Here is a 20,485-nt window from a genome sequence, read left to right on the forward strand (position 1 = left end):
TAGTTGTATCTTATTTAATAATGGGATGTATGCAAAAATAATATTTTGACACAGATTTCTATTATCCAAAAATAATATCATTTAAGTTATTAAGTTGTCAAGCCTTTGATGAAAACAATTCCTCTGCTCGCCATTAGTTTTTTAGTAGCAATTTTAGCCAGCGCGATCGGCATTATCTCAGTGCAGAACGCCGCCCCAGTAGCCTTGAACTTTATATTTTTTAAATCGATACAAATGCCCGTAGGGTTAGTATTAGCGATGAGTGTTAGCGCCGGACTGATCGGCGGTGCGCTACTGCCACCGCTGTGGCACCTTTCAGATTCCCAAGGTTCGCGTTCCAAATTTCAGGCAAGTTCAGAAGACTCCGACACCGCAACGTATTAAGTTAATTTCTGAATGAAGAGAGCGAGTAAACTTGGCCGTCAATCAGCAACCGAGTAATTCCCTTAGCTAGCAGGTAAGGCGCAGCTTTTTGCAGCAGCCTACCGTCAGGAATCTTGAAAACTCTTTGATTGCGAGTAGCAAATCGGCGGGCGACTCGGTGATTGTCAAATACTGGCAGGGTTCTCTCGCGAATTTCGATCTCCGGAATTTGACCTAGTTCGCCAAAAGCTTTGAGAGGTTTAGTGATTAACTCGGCAGCTCGATCGACCACTAAATAGCAAATTTTGGGCACTGACGCTTCGCTTAGAGGCAAAACTTCAATCAGCCCTGTAGCCCGAAGCTCGTTAGCGAAGCCCTCGAAGCTCAGGATCGGCTCACCCGACATCGAACCCAGCAGACTGCCTTCAAACAAAGAATCTTCATCATCTAAATCTTCGTCGAAGTCGTCATCTAAATCGTCCTCATCCTCCTCTAAATCGTCCTCCTCATCCTCGCCCTCATCTTCGTCGAAATCGCTAAAATCTTCATCTCGGAGCATTGCCTCTGCTTCGCCCGTCACAACAGTGCGGTGACCAAGATCGGTATTTGCGGCTTCGGCATCTAGTAAATCAGAAACCTCGAAATCTGACTCTAAAGTTTCTGGAATTTCAATTTCTGTAACTGGCCCGGCGGCCGGTCCAGAACGCTTGGTCGGAGTCGGCCTCGAATTTGAGGCTGAAGGCCCGACATGGATTGAGTCCGACAGGGGAGTAACTACAGCAGCGCCATCGCCAGCCGCCGGCTCAGCAGTCACCTCTGTCGGTTCAGAAACAGTGCTGCCGGCAGACGAACGCTTTTGTTTTTGCTGGACTAGAAATTCGTATTCCGACTCCGACAAAGCGCCCTGAATGATGCGCCTGACTGTCGAACTACTGACTCCGTAGCGCTTTGCCAGAGTGATAGTATTCTCGTCCGACTGTCGGTACAGCCGCAGGATTTCCCGTTTGTCTGAATCGGAGAGTTTTGTAGGCGTCATGCCAAGTTTTCCAGCAAAAAAATGTGAAAAAACGCAGGAAGTGCGATCGGCGAACTGTGATTTTTCATTTTCGATTTGAAGTTAACAGATGCCGGCAAGTGCAAGAAAGCTTTCGCCTCCGGCCCGCTTGCCAAAGCAACCCCAATCTCAAATCCCTAAGCGGCGCGACGACTCCGCCTGCTCTGGCGAGAACGGGTTGAGATGTCATGTTCTAAGATAGCTCCTATTCCGAACAGGATGGCGCTGAAAACAAAAAAGACTTCCAGCAAACTGCCGCTTTGATAAGTACCCTCAGCCTGAGTATCGCGCCATTTAAAGTACATATCTGCGACGTAAAGCGAAAAAGTTGCAGCCGCAATCATTCTCCAAGATTGGGAAAAACGTCCTCCCCAAAATGCCAGCAGCAGTGCAGTAGCAATAATCAGCAGAAAAACGTCCCCGACGATGTAAAACAGATTGATCGCATAGGCGTAAGGCGACAGTTGTTTGTCAAGTGCTACAACCCATGCTGGAGCTTTAGTTTCTTCTTCTGCTGATTCTGGTTCGGGCTTGGCTGCTGACGAGTCTTGTGCTTTTACCTTTGACTTGGAGGAGTTCAAAGCAGGTGCTGCTGCTGTTGGTTGGGTTGGTGGTGCTGTTTCTGTCAATGTTTCTACACTCGGTGCCGGAGCCAGCCCTAGCTTTAGCCTCCAAGATTCGGGTGCCGCAACCCAAATAGCTATAGCAATCCCGAAGGCTGCAATTCCTGCTAACAAACCCCACTGCCAAATTTCTAGATTCAGCCGCTTGGAAGTTACAGCGACAACCATGCCCCCAATCAGTACCACGTAGCTGCCCAAATAAAAGGCATCTGCTGGGGAAACGTCCGGGTTTAACTCGAAATAGAGTTCCCAAATCCCGAACAGCACCCCGCCTATAAAATAGAAGAGCATCCCCAGACCAATTCCCAGCCAGACGTTGCGCCCGCTGACCATGTGCGGGCTTTGCCAGTTTCTCAAACAAACTAAAGCTGCTCCCAGGTATGCCCCGCATTCAAAAACATAAGTGCCGATCGAGTACCAAAGCGGTAAACCCTCTTCTTGTGAGAGGGGGACGCTGAACAGCAAAAAGAACAGCAGCGCCATTACAGCCCAGACAATACCCACTATTACTAGGGTCTGAGCTGACAGTAAAGATGGAGATGTAGATGACTTTTCTGAAGTGCTACTCATAGGGATTTCACGAGACCTAACTAGCGGTTGAACGCACCCCATCTCAATTTGTGATTGTAGATGAGGATTCTTTCGCCAAAGAACCTTTGTCTGACGCGACGCTCCCGGAAAAACTGGCGTCCTCAGCGTGTACTCGGGACTTTTGCCCTCGTACACTAAGAGAAAGACTAAGCAAGAATAATATCTATTTACTAATTCGAGGAATTAGTTGTTAGTCGATCTTTTGTCCGGAAACAATAATAGATGATAGAAATACGGTCTGTGTATTCACCCTTAGGGCTTTTACAGTACCAAATCTATCTCTGAAATCATACCCTCAAATGTTGCTGTGTCTGTTTTTTTTGTTCGCACTCCCCCACTCATATCAATGATTGTGGGTGAGGACTGCGATCAAAATTTAGTTAAATTGCCAGACTGTAGGTGTCACTCAAACCGACTTAACAATTTTGTTGTCAATACAAGTTGGCAATCCCACCTGTATATCGCCTACCCCCTACAGTGCAATTATCTCAGCTTAATTATCTGCTTCCAATTGTCTGAGCAATTGTCAAAGATTTTCTATGCTGCGATCCACAACTTGTTGAGGGCTGATTGTTTCAGCCAATCTAAAAACTGAGTGCGATCCGGTGCTGGCATATCTTGCAGTACATCGCTCACTCCCTCAGCGAAGCCCGTATCGCCAAAATATGATTTGCCCAAACGGTGGAGTTCTTGCAATAAGGTCTTGAGATGTTGCTCTTGCCAAGGGGGCACCTTATGATTTTGCAAGGGACTAACGGTTAGCCAATTTTGGATCGCATCAGCAGACTCTGCCTGGGGGAATTTGCCCTGCTGAAATATCTTGGTGATATCTTTCTGAAACGATGTGGCTTGCCTTGCGCCTAAGAGGTCTTCTACGTCAAAGTAAACTGCTTGGAGCAGCAGCAGGCAACCCTGCGCGAACAGCGGTGATGACGCGGATTCTGTACCTGCTGGTTCTTCACCCGCAAGCTGATCTAAACGGACTTTTCCCCAGACGCTATATCTATCCGGCTCTTCTAGCAGAACGCAGGCTTTGCCTCTGTTGTCGGTTAAGTCCCGCCACAAGGCTCTGGCGTCTTCTGCTTGCTTGCCGTTGAAGGCGCTGATCAGGCGAAAAGTCTGCCCCTGATAATTGAGAATGGGAATTTGTTGGTCCCGTTTTGGATGTTGATAATTGGTTATTTCAACATCCTGCCGTTTCAGAATAAACATGACACTGCGATTTGACTCCTGTCATGGCCGAGGTGCTGTGCTTGTGACCCTCCCCTCGCCTTTAGGCTAGGGGATTCTTGATTTAACGAGTTTACTTAAATTAGCAGGATTGCCTTCCTCAAACGTTGCAAGACTTTTTTGTTAACAAATGGTAACAAATGTCGGAGCTGAGATTGTTTCTCAACCCTGGCGTATAAACTTGCAGCACGAAGGAAAATCCCCCGCGCACAACTTACGATTGCTGTACACGCAACGCTTGATTTTCGAACTCGTACAGATCGGGCGATCGACTATTTTGCTCTGATGCGGTAGAGGAAGCTTATATATTGGCTCCGTACCATCAGGGATTTTCACCTGAGTCTTTCAATCCTAGTTCTACCACATTTTTCTCAAATATCAAGTTGAGCCGAATGTTACCAAACATAGCTTCACAGCGGCAAGTTAGTCTCTGCCGATCAACTTATACTTAAAATCAGGAGACTAGATCTGGTTTTTTGGTAAGACGATCGCTCCTGGTGCCTCGGTTTTTGACCTTCGAGCGATCGCCCTCTATGCCCTATTTTTTGAGTTCAAACCGATTTGTGCCTAAATTCATCAAATTTTTACTTGCTCGATCGCACATTGCGCCGATACAATAATGTTGTTAGCGATTTTTGAGTTGGGTGCGTAACTCAGTTGGATAGAGTAGCTGCCTTCTAAGCAGCGAGCCGCAGGTTCAAGTCCTGCCGTACCCGTTAATAAAACCTAATACTGTCAACGCTTTGAGCCGTTTTCTACCGCAAGCGAGATAGCTGCTCAAACCTTATTTGTTTCGCATTTGTGGTGCGAAACAAATGCGAAACACCGCCTATCTGGGTCCAGGTGGTATCCCGGTATCCTGTCGGTAGACACGGGTTAACTCTCCAAGCTAAGTATTTCCAAGACCCCCTCTATATCCCCTGAGTTCGCCCCGGACTTTTTACGCCGCGCTTTCAACTGATTGAGTAACTTGGCAGGCTCTGGAAATTCTGATCCGGTCGGAGCTGAGTTTTTTTTTCATAGCGATCGCCCTTCACTTCCCTAAGTTCTTGCTCCAACATCTGCACCTTCAAGTCCAAATCGCCGTTGCGGGTGTGCAACTGATTCAGTTCTGTGTCCCACTCTGCCAGTTGCTTGTTGGCCGCTTTCAATTCCTACCTGACAGATTCATCGCCTGCATCTCTCAAGCACTCAATTTTCCCAGCCGTTCCTCAAAACTGGCTAATCTGTCTGCTAGCTTACTGTCTAGCACTGCGTCTAGCCTAGTTTCTACTATTGTGTCTAGCGCTATAAAAGTTTGGCGCGTTGACTCAGATTTTGGTGTAGGGTCAGCAGTCGCTTGCTCTAGAGTTCGCACTACCCAAGCATTGACGCTCAGTCCCTCTGCTGCTGCTACTTCCTTAATGGGATCGAGCAATTCCCGCTTGCCATCCAATCTCAAATTAAGCTGTACTCTGTCTGTCATGTCTATAATTTTGTCTAGTATAATGTCTAGTGTTTCTAGCAAATTAGTATAGATACTTCGTGCGATCCAGACAAACAAAAAACGAGGCAGCCCCGCGCAATCTTAGGCAGCAACGGGCAAAGCAATCACAAATTCCGTACCCTGTCCTATTTCAGAATTTACCTCAATTTTCCCGTGATGCTTGGCAAGGATTTGATCGGAAATAGCTAATCCCAATCCAGTACCTTTGCCGATCGACTTTGTAGTAAAAAATGGGTCAAATATCTGTTGGGTACTCGCGTCGGCAATTCCCGCCCCGTTATCCCGAATCTTGACGGTGACAGTATTCTCGGCCGTAATTTCCGTGCTAATCCAAATGGTTGGCGAATAGCCTTTGTCTGCCTTTTTTACCTCTTCCAGCGCATCTATTGCATTGCTGATCACGTTCATAAATACTTGATTCAGTTGGGCCCGATAGCACTCAACCGCAGGCAAGTTGCCGTATTGTTTAATAACTTGAATACCTTGTTTGAGCCGGTGATTGAGAATTACCAGGGTGCTGTCTATTCCTTCGTGAATGTCCGCCGGTTTCATTTTACCGTCATCCGATCGCGAAAAGTTCCGCATCGATACGACGATTTCCCGGATGCGATCGGTTCCCATTTTCATCGAAGAAAGCGTTTTTGGCAAATCTTCTCTGAGAAATTCGAGTTCAATGTCTTCGATGCGTTTTAGAATGGCATCTGGTGGGTTTGGATAGTATTCTTGATAGAGAGTTAGCAAACCTGCCAAATCTTCGATGTATTGATTGGCATAGTCAATGTTGCCACCGATGAAGTTGACGGGATTGTTGATTTCGTGGGCTATCCCTGCCACCATTTGACCGAGAGATGACATTTTTTCGGTCTGAATTAATTGGGATTGAGTTTGTTTTAGTTCTTGTGTATACTCGCTAACTCGCTGAATCAATTGATTGAAAGAAGCCGCTAAAACTCCGATTTCGTCGTCTGTTGTGACTGGTACTTGCAGGTTGAAATTCGATTCGCGAGCGACTTGCTGAGCGACATTAGTGACGGTTTCGAGGGGTTGGGCGATCGCCCGCCTGGTTTTGTCAGCCAGCAAGACGGCGATGAGTGCTGAAATTAGCATACTCCCGATAATAATTCGGTTTCGCAGACCTTCAGCTTGTTCAAATGCTTCCGTTCCTTGCTGCTTGTGAATTTCTACAGTAGAAATTAGCTCGGTTAAACTCTGAGCAAGGTTATCTAGTAATATCGCTTCTTCGCCACTGCTATTCCTCAACATTTGTAGCTGTGCAGCCTCGATTTTGTTGCCGGGAAAATTCCAAATTTCCGCTTCTTTTAACTGCAATTTAATTGTCTCGGCGTAGTAATCGATGACTATGGCATATCTATTCAATATAGAGTGCAATTCAGCTTCTTCTGTTGCTAGTGCATCAGGATGTTTTCCGGCAAAAAGTTGAATTTCAGAAATTAAGCTTTTTGCCTGATTGATTTGCTGGACAAACCGATTGTATTCGTATTGCAGCCAAACTGTGTCTCCCAAAACTACCGGCAATCTCGCCGCGTGCGATCGGGCTTCAGATACGGTATTTTGCAAATTTTGCAGGAGTTGCTGCCGCTGCACAGCAACATTTACTTGAACTAAAGCTTGTTTGCGAAAGTAGTCTCCGGCTTTCAGTCCCGCACCCGTACCCAAAATCGCTATACCGATCGCTAAAGCATAGCCGTAGCTAATTTTTTGGCCGATCCGCAAATGGTTGAATCGTCCTTTTAGCCAAGTTAGGTTAATGGTTGAATTCTGTAACAAATTTTTTTTATCAGAGCGATTTTGCTCTACTTTGCTATCTTGGGGTTTAGCGTGGGTAAATAATAACATTGAAAGTTCCTCCTAAACTAATCAGGAGTAATTGACATCCTGCATATTTTTTGGCAATATCGAGAAGCAGTCAAAATCTGCATTTCTAAGTGAATCATTTAAGTTAGTTCAAACCCATAATAATCTGTTGTGCAACTAAATATTGGACATTAGGGGTGGACTCGCCTGCTGGCCCCATTCATGCTTTGATTATTTGTTGACACGCAATTTTAATGCTGAACAACTTATTTCGGAGCTTACTCCTGAAAAAAACGCGATCGGGAGAACAGACAATTTTTCTGAGTTTTAACTTTTGGCGGTATTTTGGGGCGGAAAGTCGGTTGCGTAGGAAATCTTGAAACTCATTTTTGTCTTGAGTCCACCAAATCGATGCTGTTTTCGCCGCCAGCAGACGCAATTTAGCCGCTCCCTTGTTAATTATCTCTGTTCTTAAACCGGACTGTTTGTGATCTCTATCAACAATTTATGTGATTCTAGGTAAATTTACAAAACTTATGATAACTCCGAGCAATATTTTCAGTTTGTTGGGGAAACAAGGCTTAATTACGGGTTCTCCCCGTTTTTCTTTTTCTGCCAGTTCTAGGTTCAATTCCAGCAGTTGTGCTAAAATATCGTCGCTGTCAGTGAGTTTAAAGAGTTGACTTGTTGGTTCTTCAAAAAAATTATTGTAAAGTTGAGTAATTCCCCAGTGTTTGACTAGCGTTTGTTGAGTGCGGTAAAGTGAAGTAGTAAGATGAAGCGCCATAGCCTTTCTCATTCCTAAACATTTTCCGTTTTAATACTGTAACAACAGGTTTTAATCATGGTAAAGTCTCAGTATGAAGGATATTCCGCCGACGAGCAACACACAGTCGCACTCGTAGAGAAGTTTGGAAGTGCCAAAGTGTATGCACAAAATGCACAGTCATTGCTCAACAAAGCGACTGGATTTATCAGCGCTTACGATTTCACGCTAAATCCTTATCGCGGCTGTCAGTACGGATGCAGCTATTGTTATGCTGCTGCTTTTAGCCCTAATTCACAGATGCGGCAGGATTGGGGAAATTGGGTAATTATCAAGCAAAATGCAGCGGAAATTTTAAAGAAAGATTTGCATATTTGGTACAAGAAAAACCCCGATCGACCACCTAGCATTTACATGAGTAGTGTCACAGATCCGTATCAGCCAATTGAATCTCAAAAACTATTAACTAGGTACTTGTTACCAGTGATGCTTCCCTATCAACCGACGCTGGTTATCCAAACTCGAAGTCCTATGATAATTAGAGATGTCGATATTTTACAGCAATTTCAGCGGTTGCGAATTAACATGAGCATTCCCACTGGTAGCGAAAAAGTGAGGAAAGATTTTGAACCAAAATCGCCGAGTATTCCTGCTAGACTCAAAGCTATGGCAAAACTAAGAGATAGTTTTCCTTACCGAGAAAATTGCGAAGTCAGATTTTCTATAACTGTGACACCACTACTCCCTACCTTACCGGAAGATGAAGCTAATTTTATTAGCAAGCTGGCAGTTGTAGATCGAGTGGTAATTCAGGATTTTCATGCCAGCAACGGGCGATCGCTAACTGCGTCAACTCGCGAGGAAGCATTAGCTCTTAAACAAAAATACGCTTGGTGGTACAATAGCGAACAAGAGAGTTATCGCAAGTTTAAAAATAAATTAATTGCGATGCTCCCGGATGTTGAAATTATGGAAGGTAAAGAGGGGTTTGGTTATGAGTAATCCGCTAGTAAATTGGTGGCGTTCCCATCAGTTTAACGAAGCCGTCAAGAGTCAAAATAATCGACTTGCCAAACAACTGTTAAAACAAATAGAAAATTCCGGGGCAAAACTCTCATGGCAGCAGAAGCTATTTAAAGAGCGCCTACAGCTTGAGAAGTTATTGCAGAAAAAAAATGACCGCATCAAAGAAGGCGATCGGCATTTAGCAGAATTAAAACTGCAACTAAGCTTCGGGAAACTTGACGATTCTCTGGCGCTGATTGATGAATCAACCTTGTTTCCCGACACAAAGTTGATTGAATATATTTCCAAAGCTTTCAAGTTGATAGAATGCGATGCAAGTATGATTCAATGCACTGGCATTGATGACAAGGTATTTAATAAGTTTGAACAACATTTGGCGGGCTTTATCAAAAATGAGCTTAATAAGTTGAGCCGCGAAAAAAGCAATGTTGATTATTTACTTAAACAAGCTATTGACGACATACAAAAACTAAAAGAAGGACAAGATCCTCAATACAGTTTTGAGCTAAGTCCTCACATCTATTTAATGAGATATTTCCTAGATAACGTCTATTGTACATATCTAGCTTGGTTCCTAATTTACAAAGCAGGGTTGTTGCCAACTAAACTCAATATCCTCGATATTGCGGCTGGGCCGGGTACAGTTGCTTGCGGACTTGGTTTGTTGCTACAAAGCAGTAGCGACTTTTTTTCAATGCCGCCAATGCACATATCCTACTACTCTCTGGAACAGCAAAAAGCTTTTCAATATCGCGGACTCCAGTTTTGGCGGCAGTACATGGAACCCCAGGCAATGAATGCTTACTTTCGCTTTGACACTTCTAGTATATTTGATGGGGAAAAGCAATCTCAAAGACTGCCGAAAAAATTCTTTGATTTTATAGTGATTTCTCACTGTTTTTTTAACGATGAGGAGAGAAGAGAAAAATCCCTTCGAGTTTACAAGGATATCTTCACAAACAGCCTGAATAATTCTGGTTACGTTTTGCTAATTATTCAAGAAAAGAAGTTGCTGATACCCTACAATGTTCGTCGAGTTGATGATTGCCTGCAGGAGCTAAGTGTAGTAAAACAATTTGTTGAGGATTTGGGATTAAACTTGGTTTGGTATAAATATTTAAGTTCAACTGGTAGGAGGACACCCCACCCTAATTTTGGAAATTTTGCTAGAGAAAATTTACATTTTCAGCAATTTATTAGTCCTCTTTTCCGCCAGCACTTTAAGCTGCCTTATGACTTGACTTATGGAGTTGATGACTATGTGATATTGGCAAATAAATAAGTACAAAATACTTCCTTGCCCCGCCAGCGACTTAAGTCCCTGTCTAATAGCAAAAGTCGGTTTAAACCGACTGAAATACTAACTTTACAGTCTTCTTTTAGAGGACTTCGGCTTTGAGCCAGGGGTTTGAACCCCTGCCGGACTGCATCAGTGACCGATCATCCAAGGTCGTCCCCCTCGATGTTCACGATTCCGCTGCGGTTTAGGTTCCTCACAACGCTTAACTACTTGCGGTTCCTTATTTTCTTGACCTTTCAACCGCAGAGTTCCTGTTAAAATCATCGGTGGCGAAAAGATGCGTTTAGCGGCAGTTTCGCAGGTTGGGCAAAGCACAAGATTATCTGATTCTGCAAGAGGGCGCCACTTTTCAAACAGGCCGCAAGTTTCACACCGAAAATCGTAAAGAGGCATAGCAATTTTGGATAGTAGATTTGGAATGGAAGGAGCGCAGGCGGGTAGTTCCCGCCTGCGCTAATTAAGACGGCAGAATATCCATCTCAAAAATTTCTGTCGGTAAAGCAAGAGTGCAGCAAGCATTGGGAATATCAACAATGCCGCTGATTCGACCCTCAACCGGAGCACAGCTTAAAAGCAAATATGCTTGTTCTCCAGTAAAGCCAAATTTTTTCAAGTATTCGATCGCATTCAAGCAAGCTCGCCGATAAGCAACGTGGGCATCCAGATAATACTGCTGGCCCGTAAATTCATCAACAGAAATCCCTTCAAAAACTAGGTATTCAGAATAGCGGGGCTCCACAGGCCCGGGTTTGAAAATAGGGTTGACCATCGCGTATTTATCCATCCCACCTTTGATAATATCAACATGGAGGTCGATGTAACCCGACATTTCAATTGCCCCGCAGAATGAAATCTCCCCGTCACCTTGAGAAAAGTGAATGTCTCCCATCGAAAGTTTCGCGCCTTCGACATAAACCGGGAAGTAAATTTTTGAACCCCGCGACAGATTTTTAATATCGCAATTGCCGCCGTGTTCCCGGGGAGGAACAGTGCGCGCCGCTTCTGCCGCAACTCGATCGAATTGGGCTCCTTTGAGCGAACCCAAAACTGCATTTTTGGGATTCGGCAGTTCTGCTAAAGGCGGTACTCGATTGGGATTTGTTGCTACTAATTCTGCTTCCCGTTTGTTCCATTTATCCAATAATTCCTGAGAAGGAGCGCAGCCGATCAAACCCGGATGCGTAATCCCAGCAAACCTGACTTTAGGAATGTGTCGAGATGCGGTATAAATTCCCTGAAAATCCCAAATTGCTTTAGCAGCAGTTGGAAAATGTTCTGTCAAGAAACCGCCACCGTTTTCTTTAGCAAAAATTCCTGTAAAACCCCATTCGTCTCCTTGTAAAGCCCCGATATCGAGGATATCGACTACTAAAATATCTCCTGGCTGTGCGCCGTTAACGTAAATTGGCCCGCTCAAAACGTGAACTACTGTTAAATCTACATCGCGAATGTCGTCGGGGCTGTCATCATTTTTAATTTGTCCGTCTGTCCAGTCTTTGCACTCGATGCGAAATACCTCGCCGGGATTGACGGACACGACTGCTGGAATATCTGGATGCCAGCGGTTGTGACCGACTAATTCCTGTTCGGACATCGGTTTGGTCAAGTCAACTTTGAAGACAACTTGAGGCATAGTTTGCACTCCTTTAGTAGATGATTCGGGACTAAAGCCAAAAAGTGGTTTGACACGCTACTAAGAGCGCAGTAAGGTGCTGATGACGCACCTACATATAGAGAGAGGTTTAAGTGAGTCCGATGATTTTATGTGCTACGCGCATCTTCCCCGATTTGATTGCTGATAAATGTAAAATCTTATACGAATAAGTGTCGATCGCACAAATATTTTAGATAACGATTATCATTATTCAAAAACTTGATTGACGGCGCAGCAGTCATGGTATATTTTTTAGAGTGACTGTTTTTAGCAACAATCTGTGACTGAACCTTCAATTAAACAACCTGCAAATCAAGTTGAAAATAATTGGCACGGCCGCCTCAATTTAGTCTACGCCAACCGCAGCGGCGCAACTCAAATCATCCACAATCAAATGCAAGCGCCCCTCAAGGTGCAGCGCCCGTTTTATCCTGAAGGGAAAGAGGTTTGTCACAGCGTTATTTTGCACACGGCTGGGGGAGTTGTCGGGGGCGATCGCCTTTCCAGCAATTTTCACCTCGAACCCAACGCCAAAGCCTTGATTACCACCGCCGCTGCTGCTAAAATCTATCGTAGCAGCGGACTAGAATCAAAACAAAATATCGACATCAAACTAGAATCTGGCGCTAACTTAGAATGGTTACCCCAGGAAACAATCGTTTTCGACGGCGCAATTTGTCGGCAAAATTTGCGGGTAGAATTAGCACCGACAGCGAGGATTTTACTGTGGGAAATTACCAGATTTGGACGCAGTGCTAGGGGCGAAAAATTCTTATCGGGAGAATGGCGATCGCACACCGAAATCTGGCAACAAAACAGCCCTCTGTGGATTGACAGACAATGGCTCAAAGGTGGAGAAAAAATGCTCGAAAGTCCTCACGGTTTAGCAGGAAAACCTGTAGTTGCTACCCTCGCTTGGATCGGCGAACCAGTCACTACAGAAATGGTAAAAAAAGTGCGAAGTTTGCCATCTGAAACAACAATTTATCCTGATGATTCCACCGCCGGCGTGACTCGAATTCCTAACGGTTTGCTGTGCCGCTATCGCGGTTCATCCACCGCTGCGGCAAGAGACTGGTTTGTCAGCATTTGGCACTTGCTGCGCTTATCTTTTTCAGAACGCGCTTGCTGTTTGCCCAGAGTTTGGATAAAATAGGATGATGTTTGAGTTTCAATGTATAGTTGCCCTCCTAACTAGATTATTCATCTCTCTCTTCTGGAGACTCTGCGCCCTCTGCGCCCTCTGCGGTTCAATCATTCCCAAACAACCGTAAACGATATCACAACCAAATAATGCGATCGCCCTTACCAGAATAAAAATGCAACTCACCCCCCAAGAAAAAGACAAACTGCTGATTTTCACCGCCGCCCTGGTAGCAGAGCGCCGGAAACAAAGAGGTTTAAAATTAAACTATCCAGAAGCACTAGCCTACATTTCCGCCGCTATTTTAGAAGGAGCTAGAGACGGCCTCACCGTCGCAGATTTAATGAGCTACGGCACAACTCTCCTGACGCGGGAAGATGTCATGGAAGGGATACCGGAAATGGTGCAGGAAGTGCAGGTGGAGGCCACTTTTCCCGACGGCACTAAGTTGGTGACAGTGCACGATCCGATTCGTTAAATATTCGATCGCAAAAACTCGCAGGAGATAGATATGATTCCGGGAGAAATGATTGTTTCAGCAGGCGAAATTGAATTAAATGCAGGGCGTGAAACAGTGCGCTTGCTAGTCGAAAATACGGGAGACAGACCGATTCAAATCGGTTCCCACTATCACTTTTATGAAGCGAACGAAGCCTTGGCATTTAATCGAGAACAAGCAAAAGGAATGCGGCTGGATATTCCGGCGGGTACAGCAGTCCGATTTGAACCCGGAGATGAAAGGGAAGTGCAATTAGTACCGTTTGTCGGCAGTCGTGAAGTCTACGGCTTTAACGGGAAAGTGAACGGTATGTTAGATGGGTGAGAGCCAATTAGACTATTATAGGACTACGCGAAAAACCCGATTTTTGAGAAAAATTGTGCATCTATGCGAGAGATATTGACAGAAAAATCTGGTTTTTGGCAGCCGTGCGTAACTCTTGTATTATCAACAATATTACTAAAACGACAGGTAGCAAAATGACACCGCAATCTCGAATAACCTCAATTAAAATTCAAGGTTATAGACCATTCCGAGATTTTACTGCTCGATTGGAACCACTAGAAATTATGGTCGGAGCTAATGGTTCTGGGAAATCAAGCCTGTTTGAGTTTCTAAAATTTTTGACCGACAGTATGGAAAGCGAGATTCCTAACGAAATTATTAAGGGTTCTATTGGTCAACAAATTTTCCATCTTCCCGGCTCAGAAAAGTTTGAATGGGAGCTTAAAGTTGATACAGAGGAGTCTAATATCTCCTATCAAGGAGAACTCATGGGGCCGAGAAGCAATCCGCAAATTTCTTTCGAGCTAGTTGAGTCATCTCAACATTTGTTCATGGAGATTAAAGGTACTGAAGGTTTGTATCGCGAACCAGGATATGCAGAGACAAATCGCGTATTTCCCAAACGCAATCAACTCGCACTCAGGACAATAACAAATCCAGGTTTAGCAACTCTCTATACATTACGAGAGTATATCGGGGGTTGGAAATTTTATAGTTCATTTAACATTGCTAATCACAAAATTCGCAAATCTGTTCTCATTGAACAAGAACCCGTGTTGGATGAAGATGCAGGCAATTTGAGTTCTGTATTACACTATTTAATGACTGAATATAGCGCCGTTTTTGATGACCTGGAACAACATTTACAATCAGTTATTCCAGGATTCAAAAAATTGACTGTAAAAGCTCGCGGCGGGCCTGGGGAAGTTATCGCATTTTGGCAGGAAAAGGGGATTAACCAGGATTTAAGTCTTGCGGATTTATCCGATGGTATTCTAAGATTAATTTGTTGGATTTGTCTTTGTTTGCACCCGAAACCACCCTCTCTAATTTGTATTGATGAGCCGGATCAAGGTGTTCATCCTCGGACACTTCCTCTTTTAGCAGGATTGTTTGAAAAAGCTGCTGAACGCACTCAAGTTCTTTTGGCTACTCATTCTTCTTATTTTTTAACCCAATTTGATATTTCCCAAATTGCTGTGATGCGAAAGGAGAATGGAGAATCAAAGTTTATTAAACCTGGTAATTCCAAAGTTTTAACAGATATGCTTGATGACTTTGGGACAGAGGAAATTGAAAAACTCCACCGCAGTGATGAATTGGAGCTTCTACCATGAGGGTAATTATCTATGTAGAAGGGCCATCAGATAAAAATGGAATGGAAGCATTGTTAGTAAATTTGATTGACAAAAAATTTGAGGAAGGTGTCAGTATAGAGTTTTTTCCAATCAAAGGAAGTAACAATGATAGGGGAGGTGACGCGAAAAAAGAGTTGCTGCTGAATGCTCCTATAAAAGCTGTTAATATTCTTTGCAATAATCCGAATTCAATTGCAATTATTTTACCAGACTTATATCCTAAGAATAAAGGGTTTACCCATGAGACTTTTCAACAGCTAAAAGTGGGAATTATGGAAAATTTTTCTCAAGCATTACAAAAGAAAGGTATTCAGGATGAACGTGTCAAAGAACGCTTCAAAGTTTTTTGTTTTAAATATGAAATGGAAGCTTTGATTTTGGCGGCTGAATCTGCATTACGAGGTAAACTAGGAGTTACTTCTTTAGCTGTCACCTGGACAATACCAGTAGAAGACCAAAATCACGATCGTCCCTCCTCGAAAATTGTAGAGCAACTTTTCAGAGATTCTGGCAAAGGATACAATAAAGCTGTGGATGCAAAATTGATACTAGGGAATACTTCGTATCAAGAAATTGCCGAGAAATGTACGCAATGTTTCAAACTTTTTGTTGAGTTTATAGAAGGTATACACACGAAAAATTATTAGCATAAATAAATGTAGACTCAAGCATTTGGGAAATGACAAAAATTCTAGAAAATCTAATGAGGAGTGGATTAAAATGAGTTACAGAATGGATCGTCGCGCTTACGCGGAAACTTTCGGGCCGACAACGGGCGATCGCGTCCGGTTAGCGGATACAGAATTATTCATTGAAGTTGAACAAGACTTCACCACCTACGGAGATGAAGTTAAATTTGGCGGCGGCAAAGTCATTCGCGATGGTATGGGACAGTCGCCTATTTCTAATGCTGACGGTGCTGTTGACACGGTAATTACTAATGCTTTAATCTTGGATTGGTGGGGAATTGTTAAAGCAGATGTCGGAATTCAAGACGGCAAAATTTACAAAATTGGTAAAGCCGGAAATCCTTACATTCAAGATAGGGTAGATATTATTATCGGGCCGGGTACAGAAGTTATTGCTGGTGAAGGAATGATTCTCACGGCGGGGGGAATTGACTCTCACATTCACTTTATTTGCCCGCAACAAATAGAAGTGGCGATCGCCTCTGGCATCACTACAATGATCGGCGGCGGCACTGGCCCTGCAACGGGTACAAACGCCACCACTTGCACTCCCGGCCCTTGGCATATGTACAGAATGCTGCAAGCCGCCGATGCTTTCCCGGTGAATCTGGGGTTTTTAGGTAAAGGAAATAGCAGTCAACCTCAAGGATTAGTCGAGCAAGTTTTGGCCGGTGCAATGGGTTTGAAACTCCACGAAGATTGGGGAACTACGCCATCGACGATCGACAATTGTTTGAGTGTGGCTGACGAGTACGACGTGCAAGTTGCAATTCACACCGATACTCTCAATGAAGCGGGATTTGTGGAAGCTACAATTGCGGCTTTTAAAAATCGGGCTATTCATACTTACCACACTGAAGGTGCTGGTGGCGGACACGCACCGGATATTATTAAAGTCTGTGGCCAAGCTAATGTTTTGCCTTCGTCTACTAACCCGACTCGCCCTTATACTGTCAATACTTTGGAAGAACATTTAGATATGTTGATGGTTTGCCACCATTTGGATCGGGGGATTCCTGAAGATGTGGCTTTTGCTGAGTCGAGAATTAGAAGGGAAACTATTGCTGCTGAGGATATTTTGCACGATTTAGGTGCGTTTAGCATGATTGCTTCTGACTCGCAGGCGATGGGAAGGGTTGGGGAAGTGATTATTCGGACTTGGCAAACGGCGCATAAAATGAAGGTGCAAAGGGGAATTTTGAACGGGCAAGATGCCCGTTCCACAGGGAATTTGGACGGGCAAGATGCCCGTTCTACAGGGAATTTGGACGGGCAAGATGCCCGTTCCACAAGGGGAGAAAATGACAACTTTAGGGTGAAGCGGTACATTGCTAAATACACGATTAATCCGGCGATTACTCACGGAATTAGTCAGTATGTGGGTTCGGTGGAAGAGGGTAAATTGGCGGATTTGTGTTTGTGGCGGCCGGCTTTTTTTGGGGTGAAACCGGAGTTGGTAATTAAGGGAGGGGCGATCGCCTACGGGCAGATGGGAGATGCTAACGCTAGCATTCCCACGCCGCAACCTGTGCATATGCGGCCGATGTTTGGCAGCTTTGGGGGGGCGATTGGGGCGACTTGTTTGACGTTTGTTTCTCAGGCGGCGCGCGATCGAGATATTGCCGCACAGCTCGGTTTGCAAAAGCCAACTGTAGCAGTTTCGGGCACGCGGCAAATTAGTAAAAGAGATATGAAACTCAACGATTATTTGCCGCAGATGGAAGTGGATCCAGAAACCTATGAAGTGAGGGCGGATGGGGAATTGTTAACTTGCGAACCGGCAACTGTTTTGCCGATGGCGCAGAGATATTTTCTGTTTTGATTGGGATACCAAATCCGGCTTTGTTATTCCTTATTGGCGGACTAAAATATCGAGTAGGAACAGGCCTTCGGGCCTGTTCTACACACAAACATTAAATTTGCTTGTGGGGTGTTCCGCCCGCCAGAAAGCCCCATTAAGCGATCGATCGCACTATCAAACCCTGACACACAAACCAAAAATAAAGTGCAATATTAATCCCGCTCAACAGCTTGGGGATTCCTTCTAACAAGCTGGAGACAATCTCGTTTTTTAAAGGCAGCGTTTCTGCAAAAAAGGCAACAAATAACAACCCAACTCCGCTCAACAGTAAAGGGTAGGGAGTCAATTTAATTTGCCTCCTAAAAGTTAATCCGTATGCCACTGCCAGCACAAGGTAAAATATAACTATTGTCACTTTGGGAAAACCCGCACGTCCGAGATGAACGTGGGTGCGAAAAACTTCATTAAACAAAAAGCAACCTGCAAACATTGCTGAATATAAAATAAATCGATTTTCCGGGCGCTCGGGCTGAATAATTCTCAGCAACCCAAAAGTAAAGACGCACACCATTACGGATAAATAAAATAACATTTGGAATGCCAAGAAAAAGAATCCTGCACCCGGATACGTGGCAGAGCAAGGCGGCAAAAACAACCCTTTTACCGAAGAACCGAATAAACTCAAGCACCCAGTCACTAGCCCAACTAGCATTAAAGTTAAACTGTTTAAAAACAACACGGTTCTGTAATTTGCCATAATTAATAACTAAAAACTAACAACAGTATATGGCGCGTCAAACCATTTTTTGCTAGGGGTGGTGCGCGCGGGTTCAGAAACCGGGTTTTTTACGAAAATACTGCGTTGTGACCCGCAAATTCGGTAAAAAACCCGGTTTCTCTGTCGGAGTGGGTAAGTTGCGATCGTGTTCTTTGAGTAAAGGGGAAATATTCGGTGAATCGACTAATGTTTCTGAATAGACTTCTCCAAAAATGATATTATTGTGGAACAGGTATCCTGCCTCTTCAAGACTTGCATTTCTGGAGAAGTTTAATAGTTGCTGCCTATTTTCCCTAGACTGTTATCTTATTTGAATTTGCTGTTGAAGTCAAAATTTGCTCAACCTGAGCCGGAGTAAGATTCGGATTTGCATTCAAAACTAAAGCCGCTACACCCGCCACGTGAGGGGCCGCCATCGATGTGCCTTCGTAGGTTTTATAAGTGTTATTTGGAGTTGTAGAAAGGATATCTACTCCTGGTGCGAGTACGTAATCCAAAGGTTTAGAACCTGCACGGTTAGAGAAGTCAGCCATCTTGCTATTTCTATCGATTGCTCCGACAGCAATTCCAAAGAAATCGGCATTTATAGCTGGATAATCTGGTTGGCTGGAATAATCATTTCCTGCTGACATGACGACAACAACTCCTTTGTCTGTTGCGTACTGAATTGCGTCATCAATTTCCCTGCTAGGAAACCAGCCGCCCGCACTATAGTTAATTACATTAGCTCCATTATCAGCAGCATAGCGAATTCCAGCAGCAACATTAATCGAATTACCGAAACCAACTGTCGGCAAAACTCTCACAGGCATAATCTTGGAATCGGGGGCAACTCCTGTGATCTCAAAACCATTGCGTTCGGCCGCGATCGCACCTGCTATGTGAGTCCCGTGACCGAAAAGCTGACCATTTCTTAAAAACTTCTCGTCCATCGGGTTGTTATCACCAGACACAAAATCCCAACCCCGGATATCATCTATATACCCGTTGCGATCGTCGTCAATGCCGTTGTTGGGAATTTCACCCGCATTCTGCCAAATATTGGCATCTAAATCGAGATGGGTGTAGTCAACGCCGGTATCGACGACAGCTACAACAATCCCACTTCCAGTAATTCCTCCTTCCCAAACTTCCGGCGCATTTACCATGTCTCTCGCCCAATCATTCCCGCCCAAATTGGGAACTTCGGGGAACTTAACGGGACTGTTAAAAGCGCGGGCTACTGCTGCATTTGCATCCACTAAACCGTATCCGTAATTGCTGCTAAAACCAGTAGCAGGTGTTGCAGCAAGATTCAGGTTGTAATTCTTATAGCCAGAGTAACTATAAACTCCGACATAGTAATCTCCGGGAGTCAGACCAAATAAATTTATCTCGCCGGATGAACCTGCTGAGGCATAATCCCTGTCAAGAAATTCATCATAATCAGCCTTACCGTTGCGATTTTTATCTTGAATCAACTCGATTCCTGCCCCATTCAAAGCGTCGAGACGCAAGTTTAAATCGCTATTGCTGTTAATAGTAAAGCGGTAATAATCATCGTTATCGTCAACTCCGACAAAATCATTGAAGGTGAGGCGATTGTTATCAACGACACCAATATTGCGTGCAGTGGCTAAGGAGTTGTCTGGGTCTGATAAATCCAACTGAGAAGCCGTTCTCGTTCCTGTTAGGGGATCTGTGCCGATCGCGATCGCATCTGAGTTCGATTGTTGTTGAGCAGGAGATGTACCGCTAGCGACTCGATCGTTGGCCCAGTAACTGAGGCTATCGCTGCTTTGGGCTACTACAAAATCTGCTATTTGTTGTTCGCCGATCGCCATCGCTGTCAAATTAGCAGTGTCCAAGCCGTTGCTAGGGATGCTACCGTTAAATTGAGTGGATGCAGTAAAAAAGTTAAGCCGATCGCTGTTACCAAAGGTTGTTAATGCTGCTGTGAGCTGCTGTTGGCGATCGATTGCAAGTATACCGAGCGTATTTTCCATAAATTTACTCCAGATAATTTGAGATTAACTTGTGTTGA

The 20,485-nt window shown here is 44.4% G+C and carries 20 protein-coding genes and 1 tRNA gene; 10 read left to right on the forward strand and 11 right to left on the reverse strand.

Annotated elements, in window-relative coordinates:
* The first annotated feature begins 108 nt into the window (after window positions 1–108).
* Window positions 109–384: a lipopolysaccharide assembly protein LapA domain-containing protein gene (locus tag IQ270_RS14375; protein ID WP_193973869.1), complete on the forward strand. Its 276-nt coding sequence runs from the start codon at window positions 109–111 to the stop codon at window positions 382–384.
* A gap of 1 nt (window position 385) precedes the next feature.
* On the opposite strand, the gene IQ270_RS14380 is transcribed toward IQ270_RS14375, so the two are convergent.
* The 3 genes from IQ270_RS14380 to IQ270_RS14390 all read right to left on the reverse strand — a co-directional run bounded on the left by IQ270_RS14380 (window position 386) and on the right by IQ270_RS14390 (window position 3,843).
* Entirely contained in the window at window positions 386–1,399 is a 1,014-nt protein-coding gene (locus IQ270_RS14380; protein WP_193973870.1) for a hypothetical protein, read from the reverse strand.
* A gap of 155 nt (window positions 1,400–1,554) precedes the next feature.
* Entirely contained in the window at window positions 1,555–2,610 is a 1,056-nt protein-coding gene (locus IQ270_RS14385) for a hypothetical protein (protein ID WP_193973871.1), read from the reverse strand.
* A 558-nt stretch (window positions 2,611–3,168) separates the two neighbouring features.
* A complete protein-coding gene (locus IQ270_RS14390; RefSeq protein ID WP_193973872.1) occupies window positions 3,169–3,843 on the reverse strand; it encodes an Npun_F0813 family protein in 675 nt (224 codons plus the stop codon).
* A 660-nt stretch (window positions 3,844–4,503) separates the two neighbouring features.
* On the opposite strand from IQ270_RS14390, the gene IQ270_RS14395 reads away from it, so the two are divergent.
* A tRNA-Arg gene (locus tag IQ270_RS14395) sits at window positions 4,504–4,577 on the forward strand.
* Window positions 4,578–4,814: 237 nt separating this feature from the next.
* On the opposite strand, the gene IQ270_RS14400 is transcribed toward IQ270_RS14395, so the two are convergent.
* The 4 genes from IQ270_RS14400 to IQ270_RS14415 form a co-directional block, all read right to left on the reverse strand.
* Window positions 4,815–5,012, reverse strand: coding sequence for a hypothetical protein (locus tag IQ270_RS14400; protein WP_228056365.1), 198 nt, complete (start codon window positions 5,010–5,012; stop codon window positions 4,815–4,817).
* Window positions 5,013–5,044: 32 nt separating this feature from the next.
* Complete coding sequence (locus IQ270_RS14405; RefSeq protein WP_193973873.1) at window positions 5,045–5,368, reverse strand: hypothetical protein; 324 nt, start codon at window positions 5,366–5,368, stop codon at window positions 5,045–5,047.
* A 60-nt stretch (window positions 5,369–5,428) separates the two neighbouring features.
* Window positions 5,429–7,204 carry a sensor histidine kinase gene (locus IQ270_RS14410; RefSeq protein ID WP_193973874.1) on the reverse strand — a complete coding sequence of 592 codons (1,776 nt, stop codon included), beginning with the start codon at window positions 7,202–7,204 and terminating at the stop codon, window positions 5,429–5,431.
* 463 nt (window positions 7,205–7,667) lie between these two features.
* Window positions 7,668–7,949: a hypothetical protein gene (locus IQ270_RS14415; protein WP_193973875.1), complete on the reverse strand. Its 282-nt coding sequence runs from the start codon at window positions 7,947–7,949 to the stop codon at window positions 7,668–7,670.
* A 57-nt stretch (window positions 7,950–8,006) separates the two neighbouring features.
* On the opposite strand from IQ270_RS14415, the gene IQ270_RS14420 reads away from it, so the two are divergent.
* Both IQ270_RS14420 and IQ270_RS14425 read left to right on the forward strand, forming a co-directional pair.
* Window positions 8,007–8,930, forward strand: a complete 924-nt coding sequence (locus IQ270_RS14420; RefSeq protein WP_193973876.1) for a radical SAM protein — start codon at window positions 8,007–8,009, stop codon at window positions 8,928–8,930.
* Complete coding sequence (locus IQ270_RS14425; RefSeq protein ID WP_193973877.1) at window positions 8,923–10,236, forward strand: photosystem II assembly protein; 1,314 nt, start codon at window positions 8,923–8,925, stop codon at window positions 10,234–10,236. The genes IQ270_RS14420 and IQ270_RS14425 overlap by 8 nt, the downstream gene beginning before the upstream one ends.
* Window positions 10,237–10,383: 147 nt before the next feature.
* On the opposite strand, the gene IQ270_RS14430 is transcribed toward IQ270_RS14425, so the two are convergent.
* Together IQ270_RS14430 and fmdA are read right to left on the reverse strand one after the other, a co-directional pair.
* Window positions 10,384–10,647, reverse strand: coding sequence for an FmdB family zinc ribbon protein (locus IQ270_RS14430; protein ID WP_193973878.1), 264 nt, complete (start codon window positions 10,645–10,647; stop codon window positions 10,384–10,386).
* Between the two features lie 64 nt (window positions 10,648–10,711).
* Window positions 10,712–11,887, reverse strand: coding sequence for a formamidase (fmdA, locus tag IQ270_RS14435; RefSeq protein ID WP_193973879.1), 1,176 nt, complete (start codon window positions 11,885–11,887; stop codon window positions 10,712–10,714).
* A 301-nt stretch (window positions 11,888–12,188) separates the two neighbouring features.
* On the opposite strand from fmdA, the gene IQ270_RS14440 reads away from it, so the two are divergent.
* From IQ270_RS14440 to ureC, 6 genes are all read left to right on the forward strand, one after another.
* Complete coding sequence (locus IQ270_RS14440) at window positions 12,189–13,064, forward strand: urease accessory protein UreD (protein ID WP_193973880.1); 876 nt, start codon at window positions 12,189–12,191, stop codon at window positions 13,062–13,064.
* A gap of 163 nt (window positions 13,065–13,227) precedes the next feature.
* Window positions 13,228–13,530 carry an urease subunit gamma gene (gene ureA / locus IQ270_RS14445; RefSeq protein ID WP_193973881.1) on the forward strand — a complete coding sequence of 101 codons (303 nt, stop codon included), beginning with the start codon at window positions 13,228–13,230 and terminating at the stop codon, window positions 13,528–13,530.
* Between the two features lie 33 nt (window positions 13,531–13,563).
* Window positions 13,564–13,875, forward strand: coding sequence for an urease subunit beta (locus IQ270_RS14450; RefSeq protein ID WP_193973882.1), 312 nt, complete (start codon window positions 13,564–13,566; stop codon window positions 13,873–13,875).
* A 155-nt stretch (window positions 13,876–14,030) separates the two neighbouring features.
* A complete protein-coding gene (locus IQ270_RS14455; RefSeq protein ID WP_228056366.1) occupies window positions 14,031–15,173 on the forward strand; it encodes an AAA family ATPase in 1,143 nt (380 codons plus the stop codon).
* Window positions 15,170–15,841, forward strand: a complete 672-nt coding sequence (locus IQ270_RS14460; protein ID WP_193973884.1) for a DUF4276 family protein — start codon at window positions 15,170–15,172, stop codon at window positions 15,839–15,841. The genes IQ270_RS14455 and IQ270_RS14460 overlap by 4 nt, the downstream gene beginning before the upstream one ends.
* A gap of 73 nt (window positions 15,842–15,914) precedes the next feature.
* Entirely contained in the window at window positions 15,915–17,705 is a 1,791-nt protein-coding gene (gene ureC, locus IQ270_RS14465) for an urease subunit alpha (RefSeq protein WP_193973885.1), read from the forward strand.
* Window positions 17,706–17,838: 133 nt separating this feature from the next.
* Here the strand turns inward: ureC and IQ270_RS14470 are convergent, their stop codons facing one another.
* Window positions 17,839–18,396: a hypothetical protein gene (locus IQ270_RS14470; RefSeq protein WP_193973886.1), complete on the reverse strand. Its 558-nt coding sequence runs from the start codon at window positions 18,394–18,396 to the stop codon at window positions 17,839–17,841.
* A 359-nt stretch (window positions 18,397–18,755) separates the two neighbouring features.
* The gene (locus IQ270_RS14475; protein WP_228056367.1) at window positions 18,756–20,447 is read right to left on the reverse strand and encodes a S8 family peptidase; all 1,692 of its coding nucleotides are present in this window, start codon (window positions 20,445–20,447) and stop codon (window positions 18,756–18,758) included.
* Between the last annotated feature and the right edge of the window lie 38 nt (window positions 20,448–20,485).

The organism is Microcoleus sp. LEGE 07076, from assembly GCF_015207455.1.
GTDB lineage: Bacteria > Cyanobacteriota > Cyanobacteriia > Cyanobacteriales > Microcoleaceae > Microcoleus.